19 protein-coding genes and 3 pseudogenes are annotated in these 17,681 nt (G+C 73.5%); 12 read left to right on the top strand and 10 right to left on the bottom strand.

Features of this window, described 5'->3' with window-relative positions:
* Positions 1-4: 4 nt before the first annotated feature.
* The gene (locus B1205_RS07385; RefSeq protein ID WP_089154877.1) at positions 5-886 is read left to right on the top strand and encodes a DUF5926 family protein; all 882 of its coding nucleotides are present in this window, start codon (positions 5-7) and stop codon (positions 884-886) included.
* Positions 887-951: 65 nt separating this feature from the next.
* Here the strand turns inward: B1205_RS07385 and B1205_RS07380 are convergent.
* A pseudogene (locus B1205_RS07380) lies at positions 952-2,114 on the bottom strand (arginine deiminase family protein).
* Positions 2,115-2,276: 162 nt separating this feature from the next.
* Here B1205_RS07380 and B1205_RS07375 point away from each other — a divergent pair.
* The 4 genes from B1205_RS07375 to pheA all read left to right on the top strand — a co-directional run bounded on the left by B1205_RS07375 (position 2,277) and on the right by pheA (position 5,275).
* Entirely contained in the window at positions 2,277-3,011 is a 735-nt protein-coding gene (locus B1205_RS07375; RefSeq protein ID WP_089154980.1) for a hypothetical protein, read from the top strand.
* A gap of 231 nt (positions 3,012-3,242) precedes the next feature.
* Positions 3,243-3,701 (top strand): hypothetical protein, encoded by a 459-nt coding sequence (locus tag B1205_RS07370; protein ID WP_089154876.1) that lies wholly within the window; start codon positions 3,243-3,245, stop codon positions 3,699-3,701.
* Between the two features lie 88 nt (positions 3,702-3,789).
* Positions 3,790-4,308, top strand: a complete 519-nt coding sequence (locus B1205_RS07365; protein ID WP_089154875.1) for a hypothetical protein — start codon at positions 3,790-3,792, stop codon at positions 4,306-4,308.
* A gap of 10 nt (positions 4,309-4,318) precedes the next feature.
* Positions 4,319-5,275: a prephenate dehydratase gene (gene pheA / locus B1205_RS07360; protein ID WP_089154874.1), complete on the top strand. Its 957-nt coding sequence runs from the start codon at positions 4,319-4,321 to the stop codon at positions 5,273-5,275.
* A 41-nt stretch (positions 5,276-5,316) separates the two neighbouring features.
* Here the strand turns inward: pheA and B1205_RS07355 are convergent.
* The 3 genes and pseudogenes from B1205_RS07355 to B1205_RS07345 all read right to left on the bottom strand — a co-directional run bounded on the left by B1205_RS07355 (position 5,317) and on the right by B1205_RS07345 (position 6,866).
* A pseudogene (locus B1205_RS07355) lies at positions 5,317-5,984 on the bottom strand (AIM24 family protein).
* A gap of 74 nt (positions 5,985-6,058) precedes the next feature.
* Positions 6,059-6,348: pseudogene (locus B1205_RS07350) on the bottom strand (metallopeptidase family protein).
* Positions 6,349-6,437: 89 nt separating this feature from the next.
* On the bottom strand, positions 6,438-6,866 hold the full coding sequence (locus B1205_RS07345) for an OsmC family protein (protein ID WP_089154873.1): 429 nt from the start codon (positions 6,864-6,866) through the stop codon (positions 6,438-6,440).
* A gap of 120 nt (positions 6,867-6,986) precedes the next feature.
* Here B1205_RS07345 and B1205_RS07340 point away from each other — a divergent pair, with 120 nt between their 5' ends.
* The 3 genes from B1205_RS07340 (at position 6,987) to B1205_RS07330 (ending at position 9,532) form a co-directional block, all read left to right on the top strand.
* Positions 6,987-7,721 (top strand): hypothetical protein, encoded by a 735-nt coding sequence (locus B1205_RS07340; protein ID WP_089154872.1) that lies wholly within the window; start codon positions 6,987-6,989, stop codon positions 7,719-7,721.
* Between the two features lie 177 nt (positions 7,722-7,898).
* Positions 7,899-8,720, top strand: a complete 822-nt coding sequence (locus B1205_RS07335; RefSeq protein WP_089154871.1) for an HAD family hydrolase — start codon at positions 7,899-7,901, stop codon at positions 8,718-8,720.
* Positions 8,720-9,532 (top strand): HAD family hydrolase, encoded by an 813-nt coding sequence (locus tag B1205_RS07330; protein ID WP_089154979.1) that lies wholly within the window; start codon positions 8,720-8,722, stop codon positions 9,530-9,532. Before B1205_RS07335 ends, B1205_RS07330 begins: the two co-directional genes overlap by 1 nt.
* Before the next feature lie 35 nt (positions 9,533-9,567).
* Here the strand turns inward: B1205_RS07330 and B1205_RS07325 are convergent, their stop codons facing one another.
* Positions 9,568-10,158: a bacterial proteasome activator family protein gene (locus tag B1205_RS07325; protein WP_089154870.1), complete on the bottom strand. Its 591-nt coding sequence runs from the start codon at positions 10,156-10,158 to the stop codon at positions 9,568-9,570.
* 57 nt (positions 10,159-10,215) lie between these two features.
* Between B1205_RS07325 and B1205_RS07320 the strand changes: the two genes are divergently transcribed.
* The gene (locus B1205_RS07320; RefSeq protein ID WP_089154869.1) at positions 10,216-11,043 is read left to right on the top strand and encodes an alpha/beta hydrolase family protein; all 828 of its coding nucleotides are present in this window, start codon (positions 10,216-10,218) and stop codon (positions 11,041-11,043) included.
* A 48-nt stretch (positions 11,044-11,091) separates the two neighbouring features.
* Entirely contained in the window at positions 11,092-12,312 is a 1,221-nt protein-coding gene (locus B1205_RS07315; protein WP_089154868.1) for an ABC transporter substrate-binding protein, read from the top strand.
* 51 nt (positions 12,313-12,363) lie between these two features.
* On the opposite strand, the gene ddaH is transcribed toward B1205_RS07315, so the two are convergent.
* On the bottom strand, positions 12,364-13,197 hold the full coding sequence (ddaH, locus tag B1205_RS07310; protein WP_176308455.1) for a dimethylargininase: 834 nt from the start codon (positions 13,195-13,197) through the stop codon (positions 12,364-12,366).
* A gap of 59 nt (positions 13,198-13,256) precedes the next feature.
* On the opposite strand from ddaH, the gene B1205_RS07305 reads away from it, so the two are divergent.
* Entirely contained in the window at positions 13,257-13,715 is a 459-nt protein-coding gene (locus B1205_RS07305; RefSeq protein WP_089154866.1) for an Lrp/AsnC family transcriptional regulator, read from the top strand.
* Between the two features lie 15 nt (positions 13,716-13,730).
* On the opposite strand, the gene B1205_RS07300 is transcribed toward B1205_RS07305, so the two are convergent.
* The 3 genes from B1205_RS07300 to mobA form a co-directional block, all read right to left on the bottom strand.
* Entirely contained in the window at positions 13,731-14,831 is a 1,101-nt protein-coding gene (locus B1205_RS07300) for a T3SS (YopN, CesT) and YbjN peptide-binding chaperone 1 (protein ID WP_089154865.1), read from the bottom strand.
* Positions 14,832-14,908: 77 nt separating this feature from the next.
* The gene (locus tag B1205_RS07295; protein ID WP_089154864.1) at positions 14,909-15,166 is read right to left on the bottom strand and encodes a DUF6457 domain-containing protein; all 258 of its coding nucleotides are present in this window, start codon (positions 15,164-15,166) and stop codon (positions 14,909-14,911) included.
* A complete protein-coding gene (gene mobA, locus B1205_RS07290) occupies positions 15,163-15,762 on the bottom strand; it encodes a molybdenum cofactor guanylyltransferase (protein WP_089154863.1) in 600 nt (199 codons plus the stop codon). Before mobA ends, B1205_RS07295 begins: the two co-directional genes overlap by 4 nt.
* A 480-nt stretch (positions 15,763-16,242) precedes the next feature.
* On the opposite strand from mobA, the gene fdhD reads away from it, so the two are divergent.
* The gene (gene fdhD, locus B1205_RS07285; protein WP_089154862.1) at positions 16,243-17,097 is read left to right on the top strand and encodes a formate dehydrogenase accessory sulfurtransferase FdhD; all 855 of its coding nucleotides are present in this window, start codon (positions 16,243-16,245) and stop codon (positions 17,095-17,097) included.
* A 13-nt stretch (positions 17,098-17,110) separates the two neighbouring features.
* On the opposite strand, the gene B1205_RS31020 is transcribed toward fdhD, so the two are convergent.
* On the bottom strand, positions 17,111-17,681 hold a 571-nt coding region (locus B1205_RS31020; RefSeq protein ID WP_254909769.1), incomplete at its 5' end, for a DUF4192 domain-containing protein.

Raw genomic sequence — 17,681 nt, 5'->3', positions numbered from 1 at the left:
CGCCGTGAGCAAGCGTCGAAAGAGCCAACGGGCCGAAGCCACCCCGAAGCGGGAGAAGGTACGCGACATCTTCGTGCCCCGCCCCTTCGAGGGGCTGGCCGACGAGCCGGAGTGGATCGCCCTGCGCGAGCTGGTGCCGGCCGCCTCCGCGCCGCTGCGGCTGACCCCCGAACTGGTCGAGGAGTACGGCGACCGCCCGGTCACCCTGGCCACCGTCCTGCCGATGGCCGCCCCGGTGGTGACGAAGCCGGACGGGCGGATCCTCATCGGCCTCCAGCGGCACCAGCAGTCCGGCGACGTCTCCCGGGACCTCGCCGACGCGCTGCTCAGCGCGCTGCGTACCGAACCGGGCGGCCAGGTGGACGTGCCGCCGCTGCCCGGACCGGGCCCCCGCCTCCAGGACATCCTGGTGGACGGCCCGCTGGAGATCAGCATGCACGAGGGGTTCGAGTTCTGGCTCGACCCGGGCGCCGCCGACGACCCGAACGTGCAGGCGTCCCTGGAACGGGCCAACGCGGCCGTCTACCCGACGGTGAAGCTGGCGTCGGCGCGGGCCGCGTACTGGTGCCGGGTGCCGGAGAAGGCCCACGTCCGCTGGGTGCTGCCGGAGGACGAGGACGTGGCGCTGGACGCCCTGTCCCGGCTCGCCGCGGCCGGCACGCTGACCCTCGGCGACGACACCCGGTTCGCGGGCATGTTCCGGGCGCACGGTCGCCTGACGCCGGTCTGGGACCTGCCGGAGGACACCCCGGCCACCGAGTGGGAGGGCCCGGTCACGGAGTTCGCCGGGCGCTACGCCGAGGCGGTGGCGGAGCCGGAGCCGCTGGACGCGGCCGGCCGCCGCTCCCGGCAGGGCCTGCTGGGCCGCCAGCTCACCCTGCGCTGAGGTGTAAGGAGGGGCCCCTTGTTAACGCCTCCGGTAGAGAAGGGGCACCTTCTCACACGTAGGTGTTAAGAAGGGGCCCCTCCTTGCTCCCGGACGAGGGGGCAGGACATGCAGCGGGGGCCGCCCCGGCCGGAGCCCAGTTCCGAGCCGGCGATGGCGATCACCTCGATGCCGGCGCGTTCGAGCTGCGCGTTGGTTTCCACGTTGCGTTCGTAGCCCACGCAGAGCCGGGGCGCGAGGGCGAGGGTGTTGTTGCCGTCGTCCCACTGCTCGCGTTCGGCGGTGACCGGGTCCAGGCCGGTGTCGATCACCCGGAGCTGGTCGAGGTCCATCGCGTCGGCGGCGGCCCGCAGGAACGGCGCCGGGCCGTCGACCCGTGGGTCGTCGCCGTCCGCGCCGGCGACCACGGTGTACGCGGACAGCTCGCTGGCGATGTTCGGGTACATCAGCACGGCGTCCACGTNACCACCAGGATGGTGTGCGCCAACCCGGCGGCGAAGACCTGCCGGGCGAGGCGTTCGGCGCCGGCCGGGGTGGTGCGCTCGCCGACGCCGACCGCGAGCACACCCGGGGCGAGCAGCAGGACGTCGCCGCCCTCCAGCGGTTCGAGCCCGGGGTGGTAGACGAACTCGGTGCCGACGAAGCGCGGGTGGTAGCGGTAGATCGCGTCGGTCAGGGTGGTCTCCCGCCGCCGCGCCGGCATGGCCAGGCTGGTCACGCCGACCCGGTCGCCGATCCACACCGACGAGTCGCGGGTGAAGAGCAGGTTGGGCAGCGGGTCGATGACGAAGTCGTGCCGGTCCATCAGTGTCCAGACCAGACCGCCGCGCCGCTCGCCGCCGATCCGCAGTTCCTCGTGGGCGAGCCCGGCGGTGAACACGTCGGCCAGGGCGGCCGGGTCGAGGTACGCCAGGTGGTCGGCGACCCGTCGGCGCAGGGTGTCGCCGAGTCGGGGAGACCGCAGCACCTGTTCGGTCAGCTCGGTGCGGGCGTCCGGCACGGCGAGCGTCTCGGCCAGCAGCTCGGCCAGGTAGAGCACCTCCACCCCGCGCGACCGCAGGGCCGCCGCGAAGGCGTCGTGCTCCTCCTGCGCCCGTCCCACCCATGGGATAGCGTCGAAGAGCAAGGAGTCGTTGTTGCGTGGGGTGAGGCGGGCGAGTTCCGGCCCCGGGCGGTGCAGCAGCACCGTGCCGAGCCGGGCCACTTCGCTGTCCACGTAGTGCGTCACCCTCGCAGCCTAGGGCAGGCTTCCGCACCATCCGGACAAGAAGTGTGAATGAATATGGCATTCATCCACAGTCATTCCGGCGCTCCAACTTGCCGAGCCCCCGGGTGTGCAACGTAGGGTAGTGGAGACATAACTTCGAGAGACCTTTTGCCGGAGGTCGCGATGACTGTCTTTCCCGCTCGTCGGGCCGTACCGAGTCGGGCACTGCCGCCCCACGGGACGCCTCCTGGGATCGAGACCACCTCGGTGCTCGAGCCGGCCAGACCGACTCCTCTGGAGTGGGCACGCCGCCGTCGAGCCGATCGGGGTGCCCGCAGGTTGGAAGCCGCCGGGGCCCGCGCCCTGGGGCAACTCGACCACCTCGGTCCCGCCTGGCACGTGGTCGACTGGCCCCGGACGGACCCGACCGACGCGTTGTTCGACCGCGTCCGGGAGGACCGGGCCGGGTTCCTCGCGATCGGGCCCAGCGGCCTCTTCGCGGTCACCATCGCCGACCACGGCCGGGCCCGCGTGCTGGTCGCGGGCGACGTCGTGCAGATCAACGGCAAGCGTCCGCCCTATGTGGCCGAGGCACGCCGCGACGCGAAGCGGGCCAGCAAGGCGCTCTCCGAAGCGGTCGGCCTGCCGATCCCGGTGACGCCGGTGCTGACGTTCGTCGGCTCCGGCGTGATCAGCGTCTACGGCCTGCCGAAGGACTGCCTCATGGCCACCCACCGGGAGTTGGACCGGATGCTCGTGGCCGCGGGCAACCGGATCAGCCCGGCCACCGCCGAGAAACTTTCGCGGGTCGCCCAGACGCCGTCGACGTGGTTCAACGGCACGTACCGTCCATCCGCCGACTACCGGTGGTATGACGAGGGCCGAACGGCCGCTGACAAGCGGGCCGCCCGCCGGTAACGTCTCCGACGACGCCACGCGGTCGCGGCTCCGCCCCCGACCGGTCCCGTCGGTCCGCGTCGTCGCTGGCGCCCGGCATCCGGGGCTCCCACCGCACCGACGCTTGTCCACCGGCCCCCGAGCCGCCCGGTGCCACGGGTGGCACCGGTGGTCGGGAAGCTCAGCGCGGCCGGAAGGTCGGCGTGCCGACCGGCTAGCGTGGACAGACCGTCGGTGTACATAGGAGGCGCGGTGGCCCACGTCGAGCTCTCACTCTCGGACGTGTTCGCGTCCCCGGCGGAGACGACGACCGAGCAGCAGCCCGACAACTTCGGGCGGTGGTCCGGCACGGTTTCCCGGGCCGCCGAGCCGTGCCTGCTGATCGACGCCGACACCACCGTCGTGGCGATCTCCTCGTCCGGCTGCGCCCTGCTCTGCCTGGGCGCGCCGGAAGACGTGGTCGGCCTGCCACTGCTGGAGGGTGGGCTGCGCCTGGTCGACTTCACCGCCAGCCCGAGCGAGCTCACCGAGCAGGAGACCGACAAGATCCCGCCGCTGCTCGCGCTCCTCTCCGGCCGGCTCGCCCGCGGCCTGCTCCGGGTCCAGGGGCCGGGGTGCTCCGACGCCGGGACGACGGTCGACGCGATCTCCACGCCGGTGCTCAGCGGCACCGCGGTGGCCGGTTCGCTCACCTTCTTCTCGGTGCTCTGACGGCAGGTTTCTCCCCGACCGCTGCGCCTCCTACGATGGGCTCGGCCCTCGGGCCCCGTCGACGCCCCTCGATGTCGAGGACTGCACCGTGCCCCGCATCCCGTTCCACCTCCGGCGTGTTCCCCTGACGCTGCTGGCCCTGTTCGCGCTCACCGCCTGCGGCGCCCCGCCCGAGCTGCACGAGCCGGCGACCGCCGGCCCGCGCGCCTCGACGTCGGCCACACCCGCCCCGAGCGTGACCCCGACGCCGGCCGCCTCGCCTCCCCCGGTTGCGCCGACCCGGCCCGCCCCGACCCCCGCTCCGGTCGCCGTTCCCTGCCGGGGCACGCCCTCCGGCGACCGGATCGTCGCGCTGCTGCGTGGCGCCGCCGGGGTGCTGCCCCGCGACGTCCGGGTCACGGTCCGGACCGGGCCGCTCTGCGCGGAGGGCTGGCACTACACCGTGCTGGCGGTCGCCGGGCACGAGGAACTCCAGGTGGTCACGCGCGGTCGCGCCGGCGCGACCGTCCTGGTGACCGCCGGGACGGACGTGTGCGGCGTCGAGGTGCGGGCCACCGCGCCGACCGGCGTGCGCGCCCTGGCCTGTGACGGCACCCCGGGTGCGTAGGCTGGTCGCCATGCCGGGAACACCACCAACCCGCTTCGTCTACCTGGGCCCCGAGGGCACCTTCGCCGAGCAGGCCCTGCGCACCGTGCCCGCGGCCGAGCGGGGGGACCGGACACCGGCCCGCAGCGTCGGCGAGGCGCTGGACGCCGTACGGGCCGGTGAGGCGGACGCCGCCCTGGTGCCGCTGGAGAACTCGATCGGCGGCGCGGTCGGGGTGACCCTCGACGAACTGGCCGAGGGCGACCCGTTGGTGATCACCCGGGAGGTGGTCCTGCCGGTGGAGTTCGTGCTCGCCGCCCGCCCCGGCGTCACGCCGACCGAGGTACGCGCCGTGGCGGCGCACCCGCAGGCGTCCACCCAGTGCCGTGGCTGGCTGCGGGACCACCTGGCCGACGCGACCGTGGTCGACGTGCTCTCCAACGGCGCCGCCGCGGCCGGCGCGGCGACCGGCGAGTACGACGCCGCCATCTGCGCCCCGATCGGCGCCGCCCGGCACCGGCTGACCGTGCTCGCCGACAAGATCGCCGACCACCCGGACGCGGTGACCCGGTTCGCGCTGCTGTCCCGCCCCGGGCCACCCCCGCCGCCGACCGGTGACGACCTCACCTCGCTGGCGGTCTACATCGCGCACGACCGGGTGGGCGCGCTGCTGGCGGTGCTCATGGAGCTGGCCGTGCGCGGGGTGAACCTGACCCGGATCGAGTCCCGCCCGACCGGTGAGGCGCTCGGGCGCTACGTGTTCTTCCTCGACTGCACCGGGCACGTCGCCGACGTACGCCTCGGGGAGGCGCTCCAGGGGCTGCGTCGGGTCTGCGCGGACGTGCGTTTCCTCGGGTCGTACCCCCGGCACCGCTGGAGCACGGCGGACGGCAACCGGCCGACGCCCGCGCCGGCCGGTCTCTCCGACGCCGACTACGCCGACGCGGTGGCCTGGCTGGCCCGGCTACGCGCCGGCGAGCTGAGCTGACCGCGCCGGGTGCTCCCCCAGGGCGCACCCGGCGCGGCCGGTCACTGGAGCAGGCCGCCGAGCAGGCCGCCCTGCTGCTGCTGGGCACCGCTGCCGGCCACCGGCGGCTCCTCCGAGGGCTGCACGACGACGAAGCCCTGACCGGCGAAGCTCATCGTGAACGCCTCCCCGGTGCTGCGCCCGAGCAGCGTGCCGAGGCCGAGCTGCTCGGCCCGGTGGTAGCCGGTCTGGAGGTTGGCCGACCAGCAGACCGCGGCCTGCGGGTCGACGTACGTCGGCGCGTCCACGTTGAGCACCACCGGGGTGCCCTTGGTGGTNCCACGCCCATGCCGCTGACCATCTTGATGTCGTACTGGAGCGTGGAGTCGAAGGCCAGCACGCTGGAGCCGTTGATGGACAGGGCGTCGCCGGGCTCCAGGTCGATGATGTGCACGTCCTTGGCCAGCTCGGCCAGGAACACGTCGCCGCGCCCGGAGAGCTTCATCAGCGGCACGCCCTCGCCGGTGAGCCGCTGCTTGATGAACTTGCCGATGCCGCCGGAGCCGAGGGCCTGGAACTGCACCTGACCCTGGTAGGCGACCATGGACCCGACCCGGGCCATCGCCTCGCCGTTCAGCTCGATCTTCAGCATCTTGGAGTTCTGCAGCCGCATGCCCGGCTGCTGGGACTCCTTCTCAAGGTTCTCCGCGGAGAACAGCGCGCTGCGCATGGGGGTTTCCTCCTGCATCGGGATGTGCCTGCACCGCAGGCTAGGGGACGGGCGCAACCACGGGGACCGGCCGCTCAACCCCAACCGAGGGCGTGCAGGCGCTCGTCNCGACGTCCTCGTCGGTGTCGCAGATCGCCAGGATCGGGTTGCGGTAGATCAGGATGCGGTCGGGCAGCACGCCGGAGTAGTCCCAGCCGCGTGCGGTGAGCGCGTGCCCCTCGTAGAGGCCGAGCAGGTCCTCGCCGGGCGGTGGGTCGTCCTCCACCAGGATGACCACGTTGCTCATCAGCCCGAGCAGTTCCTCGGGCACCTCGTCGAGCGCCTCGCCGACCAGTTCCTCGAACCGGTCCCGGCTCATCTCCACGGCCACGCGGCCCGCTCACTTCCTCACGTTCGCCACCGGCGGACGGCAGGGGCGCCCCGGAGAGCGCCCCCACCGTGTCGTACGTGGTGTCAGGCCAGGCGGGCGGTCAGGGTGATCTCCGCGCCCGGGGAGAGCAGCCGGGAGATCGGGCAGCCTTCCTTGGCGGCCTCGGCCAGCTTGGTGAACCCGGCCTCGTCGAGGCTCGGGGCCTGGCCCACGGTCTCCAGGTCGATGCGGGTCACGGTCATGCCGGCGTCGGTCTTGTCGAAGTGCACCTTGGCGGTGGTCTCCACCGACGTGTCGGTGACGCCGGCGTCGGCGAGCTGCTTGGAGAGGGCCATCGAGAAGCAGCTCGCGTGCGCGGCGCCGATCAGCTCCTCGGGGTTGGTGCCCTCGCCCTCCTCGAAGCGGGACTTGAAGGAGTAGTTGCCGGACAGGCCGCCCTTGCCGGTGCGGACGGTGCCGGACCCCTCGGTGAGGTTTCCCTGCCAGCGAGCGGATGCGGTACGGATAGGCATGGCACCGACGCTAACCGAAAGCGGCCCGCGTCGCACCGCTCCCCCCGCCTTCGGGGCCGGGTGCACCGGTGCCGGCTGTGCGATGATTCGACGCAGGCCCGCGCACGGGAAGGGTGGCCCATGTCGCAGGATCTCCCCATCCCCAGACAGGACGACCGTGCCGACGGCACCACGGTGGTGGAGTGGGGGGACGCCGACACCGAGGCGAACCCACCCGGCCGGGTGGGCCGGGCGCTGGCCGGCCTGGGCCGCGACCACCGCCTACCGCCGGTGCTCGCCGGGCTCGGCGCGGTCGCCGCGCTCGCCTCGCTGGTCGGCGAGTGGCTGGTGCTCACGGTGCCCGACGGGGCCCGCGACGGCGACGCCCCGAACCGGCTGGCCCGCGGCATCGCCGAGACGAGCGGCTTCGGCGTGGCGTACCTCGTGGGTCTGCTCGGGTTGTCGGCGGCGCTGGCGCTGGCGCTTCGCGGCGCACCGGCGGTGCGGCACCACGCCCGGATCGCCGGCCTGGCCCTCGCGGCGGCCATGCTGGGCGTGCTGGTCGCGACCGCCGCCTCGCTCCAGCAGCTCGCCCGGCGCATCCTGGTCTTCCCTACCGAGCGGAACCTCCCGGTGGAGCACGGGCGGGGGCTGGTCACCGCCTTCCTCGCCGTCGCGCTGCTGGCGGCCGCGCTGCACCTGGCCGGGCGGGCCGGTGGACGGGCCGAGGTGACCCCCGACGAACCGTCCGGGGGCGCCCCCGACGGGCGGCCCGGTCGCCGACGCCGGCTGACCGACGACGACGCGCCACCGGCACCGGCGGACCTGACGGTGCAGCCCACGGTGCCCTTCGCCGGGCCCGAACGGTCCCGCTGACCGGGTCGGGTGACCGCACCGCGCCGGCCACCGGCGCGTCCCCGGGCATTCGCGACCGATTCGCCGGAAAGCCATGGTTGGCACCCTCGGCGCGAGATACGGTTGCTGCCCGCCGTCCGATGGTCGCGGCACCGAGGCCTGGTCGGCCGGCGTGACGGCGCGGGCGAAGGAGGAACGATGACCCGCCCGGGCCTGCCCAAGCTGATCGCCACCGACCTCGACGGGACGCTCGTCCGCAGCGACGACACCGTCTCCGCGTACACCCACGGGGTGCTGGACCGGGTGCGGGCCGCCGGCATCCCGGTGGTCGGCGCGACCGGACGCGGCCCCCGGCTGGCCGAACTGAGCCGCAACGACATCCGCGCCGCCGACTTCCTGGTGATGGCCGGCGGTGGTTGGGTGGTCGACCAGAGCGACCCGGCCGGCCCGCTGGTGCTGCGGGACGAACGCCTTCCCGCCGAGGTGCTGGCCCGCCTCCTCGCCGACCTGGAAGCCGCCGTCGGCCCGCTCACCGTGATGGTGGAGGCGTCCGGCGAGCACGACGCGCCGCTCTGGGGCGACTACCACCCGAGCTGGCCCTACCCGGACCGCTTCGAGGCGCGCAGCCGGGCGGAGTGTCTCTCCTGCGACGTGGTCAAGGCGTTCGTCCGGACCGAGGACCACCACGTCGACGAACTGCTGGCGGCGGCCCGCCGGATCGTGCCGCCGGAGACGGCCACGCTCACCCAGGCCGGGCTCGGCTTCGTCGAGATCTGCCCACCCGGGGTGGACAAGGCCACCGGGCTGAGCGTCGTCGCCGAGCGGCTCGGGGTGGATCCGGCCGACGTGCTCGTCTTCGGGGACCAGCCCAACGACCTGCCGATGTTCGGTTGGGCCGGATGGGCCCGGGTGGCGGTGGCGAACGCCCACCCGGAGGTCCGCGCCGCCGCGGACGAGATCACCCTGCGCAACGACGACGACGGCGTCGCGGTCTACCTGGACCGACTACTGTCCCGGTGATGGGAGATCCACCTCGGCTCGTCGCCACCGACATCGACGGCACGCTGCTGCGCGACGACCGGATGCTCAGCCCGCGCACCGCGGGGGTGCTGGCCCGGATCGTCGCCGCCGGCACGCCGGTCGTGCTGGTCACCGGCCGTCCGATCCGCTGGCTCAAACTCGTGTACGACCAGCTCGACGCGCCCCTGCCGGCGATCTGTGCCAACGGCGCGGTGGTGTACGACCCGGTCACCGACGAGGTGCTGCGCGCCGACCCGCTCGCCCCGGAGCTGCTGGCCGAGGTGGCCCGGCGACTGCGTGCCGAGGTGCCGGGGGTGAGTTTCGCGGTGGAGATCGTGGACAGCCGGCAGATGCGGCACGAGGCGCACTACCCGCTGCGCTGGGACGCCGACGCGGAGGCGATCCGGGCCGTCGAGTCGCCGGAGGAGCTGCTCGCCGCGCCGGCGGTGAAGCTGCTGGTGCGGGCCGGCGAGCAGGACCCGGACGTGTTCGTCCGGGTGGTGGCCGGCGCGCTCGCCGGGCTGGCCGAGGCGACCCACTCGTCGTACAGCGGGCTGATCGAGATCTCCGCCGCGGGCGTGACCAAGGCGGCCGGTCTGGCCTGGTACGCGGCCCGCCTGGGCATCGACGAGCGGGACGTGGTGGCCTTCGGCGACATGCCGAACGACGTACCGATGCTGACCTGGGCGGGGCGGGCGGTGGCGGTGGCCAACGCACACCCGGCCGTACGGGAGATCGCGGACGAGGTGACCGGGGCGAACACCGACGACGGCGTCGCCGCGTACCTGGAGAAGGTCTTCGGGGTGGACTGACCGGTCGGGGCGCGTGACGCGCCCCGACCGGTGGGTCACAGGTACTGGCCGGGGGTGTGGCCCTCGGTGCCGCCGGGCATCCCCGGCATGCCCGGGATCACCCCGCCGGGGCCGCTGGGCAGCGCCTGCCGGCCGGAGCGCATCTGCTCAAGCTGGACGCGGGCGGCCATCTGCTGGGCGACCAGCGCGGCCTGGATGCCGTGGAACAGCCCCTCCAGCCAGCCGACGAGCTGGGCGTGGGCGATGCGCAACTCGCCCTCGCTGGGCGCCTGCTGCTCGGTGAACGGCAGCGAGATCCGCTCCAGCTCGTCCCGCAGCTCGGGGGCGAGGCCCTCCTTCAGCTCGACGATCGAGCGTTCGTGGATCTCCCGCATCCGGTGCCGGCTGGCGTCGTCCAGCGGGGCGGCCTTCACCTCCTCCAGCAACTGCTTGATCATGCTGCCGATCCGCATCACCTTGGCCGGCTGCTCGACCAGTCGGGTCGGGTCCTCGCCCTTGCCCTCGTCGGTCTGCACCGTGCCGACCGGTCGGCCGTCCGGCCCGACCACCACCACGGTGCCGGGGATGCCATCGTTGCCCTGTTCGTCGTCGTGTCCGGCGGAGTGCGCTTCGGTCATGGCACCCATCTTTCCCCACCCCGACCACGGGTACGCGCCCAGGACCGGGCAGGCTACCGTCCCCCCATGGCCACCGACCCGCGCGAGGTGCTGACCCGGCCGGCGCCGCCGCCGGACGCCACCGTCGCCTACGGCGACCATCCGGACCAGTGCGCCGACCTGCGTCGCCCGGCCGGTGACGGGCCGCCACGACCGCTGGTGGTCGTGGTGCACGGCGGGTTCTGGCGGGCGGAGTACGACCGCACCCACACCGGCCCGATGGCGGCGGAACTCGCCGCGCTCGGTCATCCGGTGGCCCAGCTCGAATACCGCCGGACCGGCCAGCCGGACGGCGGCTGGCCGCACACGCTCACCGACGTGCTCGCCGGCGTCGCCGCCCTGCCGGGGCTGGCCGCCGCCGCGTTGCCCGGCCGGGTGGCGCCGGGCCCGCCGATCCTGATCGGCCACTCCGCCGGCGGGCACCTGACGCTGTACGTGGCCGCACACGCCCCGGACACGGTCGGCGGTGTGCTCGCGCTGGCCCCGATCGCCGACCTCGCCGAGGCGTACCGGCTCGATCTGGACGCCGGGGCGGTGGCCGCGTTGCTGGGCGGCGGTCCGGCGGACGTGCCCGACCGGTACGCCGTGTCGGACCCCTCGGTACTGGTACCGATCCGGACACGCATCGTAGTGGTGCACGGACTGCTCGACCGCCAGGTGCCGGTGTCCACCAGCCGCTCGTGGGTGGCCGCAGACCGGGCCGCCGGGGGCACGTCCACGCTGGTGGAGCTCTCGGAGTGCGAGCATTTCGGGCTGATCGCACCCGGCTCGACCGCCTGGCCCCGGGTGGTCGAGGCGTTGCGGTCCCTTCACGGTGATCGTCCCACCATTGACGCAACGTCGCCGACCAGGTAGAACGCCGAAGGGGTGTGCACCTTGGCCACCCCGGCGGGAAGGAAGTCGGTGGCACGGATGAACCGCAGGCGAGCCCTGCAACTGCTGGCCGCACTGGGCACCACCGGCCTCGCGGCGGGCTGCGGGCCCGGGGACGACACCACGGATCAACCCGCGCCCGGCACCCCGATCAAGATCGGACTGATCGTGCCGGGCAGCGGCCCGAACAAGGTCATCGGTGACGAGATCACCAACGGCTTCGAGCTCTTCCTCGCCACGCACGCCCAGCAACTCGGCGGGCACCCGGTCACGCTCGTGCCGGCGGAGGAGGGCGACAGCGCCGCGACCGGCCAGGCGGCCGTCGACCGACTGCTCAAGGAGGGCGTGCTCGCGCTCACCGGCGTGGTCAGCCCGACCGTGATGACCGGGATCAGGGACGCCGTCGAGAAGGCGCGGGTGCCGCTGGTCGGCTCCAACGCCTCCCCCGCCACGTTGCAGGGCGTCGTCTACATCTGGCGCACCTCGTACGTGCTGACCGAACCGGGCCTGGCGCTCGGGGCGTACCTGCGGCAGAACCTGGACGCGTCCAGTCGGATCGCCATCTTCGGCACCCAGGGCTCCGGCAGCCGGGACGTCATCGACGGGCTGCGGCGTGGCTACGAGCAGGGCCGCCGGCTCACCGAGGACCCGATCTTCACCCCGGACTACCCCAACCCGGGCAAGGGCGTGTACGTCGGGCCGATCCGCAAGGCGCTGGGGCGCAACCCGGACGCCGTGTTCTGCCACTACACCGGCGCGCAGGCGGTGCAGTTCGTCAAGCAGCTCTACGCCGAGGGCTACCGGGGGCCGATCTACGCGCCCGGCTTCCTCACCGAGGGCACCGTGCTGGAGCAGCTCGACGACGGCGAGAAGGGCCGGGAGCGGCAGCTCATCGAGCAGTACGGGATCGAGACCGCGTTGAACTACTCGGCCGACCTGAACAACACGGCGAACCGGGTGTTCGCCTCGGCGTACCGCAAGAGGTTCAACACCTCGCCGTCCACCTACTCGATGGCCTCGTACGACGCCGCGCTGGTGCTGGACAAGGCGATCCGGGTGGCCGGGGAGAACCTGTCCCCGCAGCAGGTCAACCTGGCGCTCGGCAAGATCGGGCAGATCGACAGCCCGCGCGGCTCCTGGCAGTTCAACCAGCCGCGTACCCCGCAGCAGAAGTGGTACCTGCGCAAGGTGCAGCTCGATGGCCGCATGCTCTCGAACGTGGTGATCAACGAGCTGGCCACGCTCGGCTGAGTCGACGGGGGCGGCCTCCCGGTGGGGAGGCCGCCCCCGGTCACACCGCGGTCAGTGCCGCAGTTCGGCGATGCAGCACTTCACGCTGCCGCCGCCCTTCTTCAGCTCGGCCAACTCCACCGGCACCGGGTGGTAGCCGGCTGCCTTCAGCGTGCCCGCCAGCCGGGTCGCCTCGCTGTTCAGCACCACGTTGAGCCCGTCGCTGACCAGATTCAGGCCGAAGGCGAGGGCGTCCTCGTCGTCCGCCACGACCGCGTCCGGGAAGAGCTGCGTCAGCACCCGCTGACTGGCCGCGGAGAAGGCACCCGGGTAGTAGACGACGTTCTCGTCGTCGATCGAGGCGAGCGCCACGTCGAGGTGGTAGAAACGCGGGTCGACCAGGCGCAGCGAGACCACCGGCCGACCGAGCGCCTCCTGCGCCTCGGCGTGTGCCGCCGGCTCGGTGCGGAAGCCGTGACCGGCGAGGATCAGCCCACCGTGGGCCTCCGGCAGGTACGCGAAGTCGCCCTCGCCCTCGTTGGTCTCGCTCGGTGCGATGAACCGCCAGCCCCGCGTCTCGTAGAACGCGCGGTGCGCGGCGGCCTCGGCGGCCCGCTGCTCGTGCTTGAACCGGGCGCCGTAGACCGTGCCGTCGACCACGAAGGCGCCGTTCGCCGCGTAGACCATGTCCGGCAGCCCGGGCTCCGGCGTGAGCAGGTGCACCTCGTGACCGAGCCCGACCAGCGTCTCGCGCAGCCGCTCCCACTGCTTGACCGCCAGGTCGACGTCGACCGCCGTGGTCACGTCCATCCACGGGTTGATCGCGTACTCGACCGCGAAGCGCTCCGGAGAGCACATGAGATATGTCCGCTTTCGCGAGACTCGCTGCTGGTTCACGGTCACCAAGAGTAGGTACGCTAGAACTTTGGTAACAGCCAAAAATATTGCTTCCCAGAGGCGGAACGTTGCAGATAGACGCGGTCGACCAGCGAATCATTGCGCTACTCGTGGCGGACGCTCGCGCCTCGTACGCCGACATCGGGAGCCGGGTGTCACTCTCCGCCCCCGCCGTGAAGCGCCGGGTGGACCGGCTCCGCGCCACCGGGGTGATCCGCGGGTTCACTGCGGTCGTCGACCCGGCCGCCGTGGGCTGGACCACCGAGGCGTTCGTCGAGCTGTTCTGCGCCGGCCGGACCACCCCGGCGCAGATCGGCGCCGCCGTCCGCCGGCACCCCGAGGTGGTCGGCGCCTACACCGTCTCCGGCGAGGCGGACGCGCTGGTGCACCTGCGCGCCGCCGACATCTCGCACCTGGAGGAGGCGTTGGAACGGCTGCGCGCCGAGTCCTTCGTCACCTCGTCCCGCAGCACCATCGTGCTCTCCCGGCTGGTCGAGTCCCCCGGCGTCGGGCCGTCGAAGACCTGACCCCGAGCCGGCGGGTCAGAGATACATGCCGGTGCGGTGCTCCTGCGCCCGGGACGGCTTGTCACCCTCACCGAAGAAGCGCTTGCCGCCGAACTCGCCGTGCAGCCGGTCGTCCAACTCGTCGGCGAGACCGGTCATCACCTGCACGGCCAGCATCAGGTGGGTGGCCTGGAAGTTGCGGCCGAACACCGGGATGGAGGCCCAGACCGTGTCGTCGGCGCAGTAGAGCCGGCCGATCGGCATCCGGTTGGTCAACTCGGAGAGCTTCACGTAGAGCCGCTCGGTCGGCTCGACCTCGGTCAACACCGGGGAGAAGACGTCGACCAGCGGCGGATTGTCACGGACCCGCACGAAGACCATGGCGGAGCCGGACCGGATGTTGATGTCACCGTCGGAGTCGACCTGCACCTGATCGGAGTTGGACTTCAACATCGTCGACACCACCGTGCGGACGCGTTCCTCCAACGCCAGCACGTCCTTCTCACCGGACTGGGCCGCCGCCGCCGCGGCCAACGCCTCGTCGAGGTCGGCCTCCGCGTCCAGGTCCGGGCCGGACTCGCTGCGGGCGGTGCCCAACGGCTCCACCGGCAACGGCTCGCCCCCGGCGTCCTGCACCAGGTAGACGAGGAAGGCGGGGTGCGGGGCGCCGTAGACGTCCCGCAGCGTGCGGGAGAGCACCGCGGACAACCGCTTCGCCTCGTCCACGCCGCAGTCCAGGCCGAACTGCTCGCCGGAACCGGACACCACCCCCGGCGGCGACCAGCCCAGCGCGACCATGTCGGCCACCGCGCCCCGGTCCAGCCGATAGCCCGGCGGGAGCGTGGCGTTACCCACCGCCCGGGCCGACAGGCGGCCCTCCTCGTCGGCATCCGCACTCACCGAGTAGACGGCGTCCCCGGTACCCGAGGCGGTCGGGTCCAGCGTGACCTCCAGGTGCCCGCCGGCGGGCAGCCCGCGCAGCCGGTCGGCCAGCGCCCGGGCGAACTCCCGCCACGCCTCCGTCACCTTGGCCCGGAGATCAGCCGTGGTCGGCTCGTCGAGCAGGATCGACTCGTGCTGTTCCGGCGTACCGCCGGAAGGCTGGTCGATCGGCGTCGAGGGGTGGTCTGCCGTCATGATCGCCTCCGTCCGTTCCCGCCACCCTACCCACGGGCGCGGGCGACCGAATCAGGCCCGACCGGGATCGGACACGCCTATCCCGCCGGGACCGTCCCGTCCAGGTCGACCGGCCAGGACCCGGCCAGCGCGCTGAGCCGGGCGGCCGCCGCCGCCGGGTCCGCGCCACGACCCACCGCCACCCCCAGGAGGTACGCGGTGACCGGCGCCCCCGGCCGGAGCACCTGGTGCGCCACGTCCCGCGCCAGGTCGAGCACGGCCGGCACCGGCACCCCGGCCGGGTCCAGCCCCAACTCCGCGCACGCCGCGGTGACCCAGTCGTCCAGCACCGTCATCTCACCCACTCCTCCGCCCGGCGTACGTCCTCGTCAGTGTCACAGTCGAACCAGGGCGGTGGCCCGGTACCGGACCAGGTCACCTCCCGGACCGTGGTGCCGGCCAGCAGCCCGCGCACCGGCGCCCCGTCGAGCGCGCCGCCCCGCTCCACCGCGAGCCGGTCGAGAGCCGTACGCAGCGCCGGCAGCCGCCAGACCGCGCAGAGCTGCTGCCGGCGGCCATCACCGTCGACGAAACAGGCCACCCCGGCGGCCGACCGGTCGAGCGCGAGCCTCAGCTCGGTCACCGCCGCCGCCGTCAACAGGGGCAGGTCGGCGGCGAGCAGGGCCACCGTGGTCGTACCGGCCCGCAGCAGGCCCAACCCGGCGGCCGTGGCGGCCACCGGGCCCCCGCCGGGCGGCTCCTCCCGCGTCGACCGGACCCCGTCGGGCAGCGGACCCGCCGGGCCGACCACCACCCGTTCGTCCGCGTCGGCCACCGCGCCCAGCACCCGGTGCAGCATCGGTCGGCCACCGACCGGGCGGGCCGGTTTGTCCGTCCCACCCATCCGCCGGGCCGAGCCGCCGGCGAGCAGCACCGCCGCGTACCCCGTCACCGCTCCACCCTATCCACGGCCACCGCACCCCCACCGGCTCCGAGGGCGCACCGGCTGCTCGGCCTCCTCGCCTCCTCGGCCGCCCCGCTTTTTCGGCCTCCCCGCTCTCCTCGGCCTCCCCGCTTGATCCACTTCACTTCGCCGAAGTGGTGGCATCGCGGGCTCTCTGTTGCCGCCACTTCGGCGAACCGGTGGTTGATCACGTCTCCGCCTCGGCGCCAGGGACGGCGCGGGCGGCGGCAGCGCAGGCGCGGGCACTGGGCGCACGGCAGGGATGGCGGCTCGGGCGGCGGCAGCGCAGGCGCGGGCACTGAGCGCACGGCAGGGACGGCGGCTCGGGCGGCGGCAGCGCAGGCGCGGGCACTGGGCGTGCGCCAGGGATGGCGGCGTGGGCGGCGGCAGGCATGGCGGCTGGGGCGCTGGGCGGCGGCCATTCGGGTGGAGGTGCGGGTGGGGCTGCGGGCGGGGGAGGATGGCGGCATGGGACGGGCGACAGACCGGCGGGGCGTGCTGCGGATCGACCTCGGGGCGGCGGACGACGGCCGGGCCCGGATCCGTCGGCAGGACACGCTGGCCGTGGAGGAGCCGCTGGAGATCCGGGTCGGACCGGGCGGTCCGGGCCGACGCCGGCCGCTCGCCGTGACCATGCGTACGCCCGGTGACGACCTGGACCTGGCGATCGGCTTCCTGCTCACCGAGGGGCTGATCCGGTCGGCGCAGGACGTGCACACCGCGCAGCTCTGCTCCGGTGCGGAGACTCCGAACACCTACAACGTGGTCGACGTGGTGCTCTCCCCCGGTGTGCCCGAGCCCGCCACCGACCCGACGCGCAACTTCTACACCACCAGCTCGTGCGGGGTGTGCGGGAAGGCGAGCATCGAGTCGGTCCGTACCCGCTCGCGATTCGCCGTGCACGGGGACCCGCTGGTGGTGACCGCCGAACTGCTGGCCGAACTGCCTGACCGGCTGCGCGCCGCCCAACGCGCCTTCGACCGTACGGGAGGGCTGCATGCTGCCGGCCTCTTCACCGCGGACGGCGATCTGGTGGTGCTGCGCGAGGACGTGGGCCGGCACAACGCCGTGGACAAGGTGATCGGCTGGGCCGCGCGGGCGGACCGCCTGCCACTCGCCGGGCACCTGCTGATGGTCTCCGGACGGGCCAGCTTCGAGCTGACGCAGAAGGCATGGATGGCCGGCGTACCGCTGCTCGCGGCGGTCTCCGCGCCCAGCACACTCGCCGTGGAGCTGGCCGAGGAGGCCGGCATGACGCTGGTCGGCTTCCTGCGGGGACCGACCATGAACGTCTACACCGGGGCACACCGCCTGCCCGAGTGACCGGCGTGACCGCTCATCGGCGCGGACGACGCCGGCGGCGACGCAGCACCGCCGGACCGGCGGCGGACCAGCCGTCCAGCTCGGATGGGGCCAGGCCTCGCCGGAGAGCGTCGTCGAGAAGGACCGCGAGCGGGTATTCCGGGTGGGTGGCGAGCACCCTTTCCAGCGCGACCGCGGCCAGCGCGCCGTGCCCGGCCCGCCACGCGGCGAAGGCGAGCAGTGTGCCCGGCGCCGCGATCAGATCCGGTTCGGCCCGGCGCAGCACGTCGGTCCAGAGGCTGATGTCGGCGTCTCGGCCGTCGGTCCGTGACCAGGCGTGGTCACGGACCGCCAGATGGGTGAGGAGCACGGTCAGCCAGGCCACCTCGTCGTCGTCCAGCCGCTCGCCGCGTCGCTGCCGCCGGAACGCGGCCCGCACCGCCGCCGCGCCGGCCGATCGCACGGCCCGTCTGTCCCGGCCCGGCCCGCCGTCGGCAGCGGGCGGTGCTGTGTCGGCAGCGGGCGATGGTGTGTCGGCAGCGGGGGACCCGGTGTCGGCAGCGGACCGCCTGTCCTCGGGTGGCAGGCGGTCGATCGGTTCACGG

It is taken from the genome of Micromonospora sp. NBS 11-29 (genome assembly GCF_002140155.1).
In the GTDB taxonomy this organism is placed as follows: Bacteria; Actinomycetota; Actinomycetes; order Mycobacteriales; family Micromonosporaceae; genus Micromonospora.
Note: the sequence above shows the minus strand (reverse complement) of the source record. Positions and strands in the feature narration are given on the sequence as shown.

Bases quoted from the DNA above. Each gene is read 5' to 3' on its own strand.
- B1205_RS07375 (WP_089154980.1), top strand. From the start codon at position 2,277: ATGACTGTCTTTCCCGCTCGTCGGGCCGTACCGAGTCGGGCACTGCCG.
- pheA (WP_089154874.1), top strand. From the start codon at position 4,319: ATGCCGGGAACACCACCAACCCGCTTCGTCTACCTGGGCCCCGAGGGC.
- B1205_RS07345 (WP_089154873.1), bottom strand. From the start codon at position 6,866: ATGCCTATCCGTACCGCATCCGCTCGCTGGCAGGGAAACCTCACCGAG.
- B1205_RS07340 (WP_089154872.1), top strand. From the start codon at position 6,987: ATGTCGCAGGATCTCCCCATCCCCAGACAGGACGACCGTGCCGACGGC.
- B1205_RS07335 (WP_089154871.1), top strand. From the start codon at position 7,899: ATGACCCGCCCGGGCCTGCCCAAGCTGATCGCCACCGACCTCGACGGG.
- B1205_RS07330 (WP_089154979.1), top strand. From the start codon at position 8,720: ATGGGAGATCCACCTCGGCTCGTCGCCACCGACATCGACGGCACGCTG.
- B1205_RS07325 (WP_089154870.1), bottom strand. From the start codon at position 10,158: ATGGGTGCCATGACCGAAGCGCACTCCGCCGGACACGACGACGAACAG.
- B1205_RS07320 (WP_089154869.1), top strand. From the start codon at position 10,216: ATGGCCACCGACCCGCGCGAGGTGCTGACCCGGCCGGCGCCGCCGCCG.
- B1205_RS07300 (WP_089154865.1), bottom strand. From the start codon at position 14,831: ATGACGGCAGACCACCCCTCGACGCCGATCGACCAGCCTTCCGGCGGT.
- B1205_RS07295 (WP_089154864.1), bottom strand. From the start codon at position 15,166: ATGACGGTGCTGGACGACTGGGTCACCGCGGCGTGCGCGGAGTTGGGG.
- fdhD (WP_089154862.1), top strand. From the start codon at position 16,243: ATGGGACGGGCGACAGACCGGCGGGGCGTGCTGCGGATCGACCTCGGG.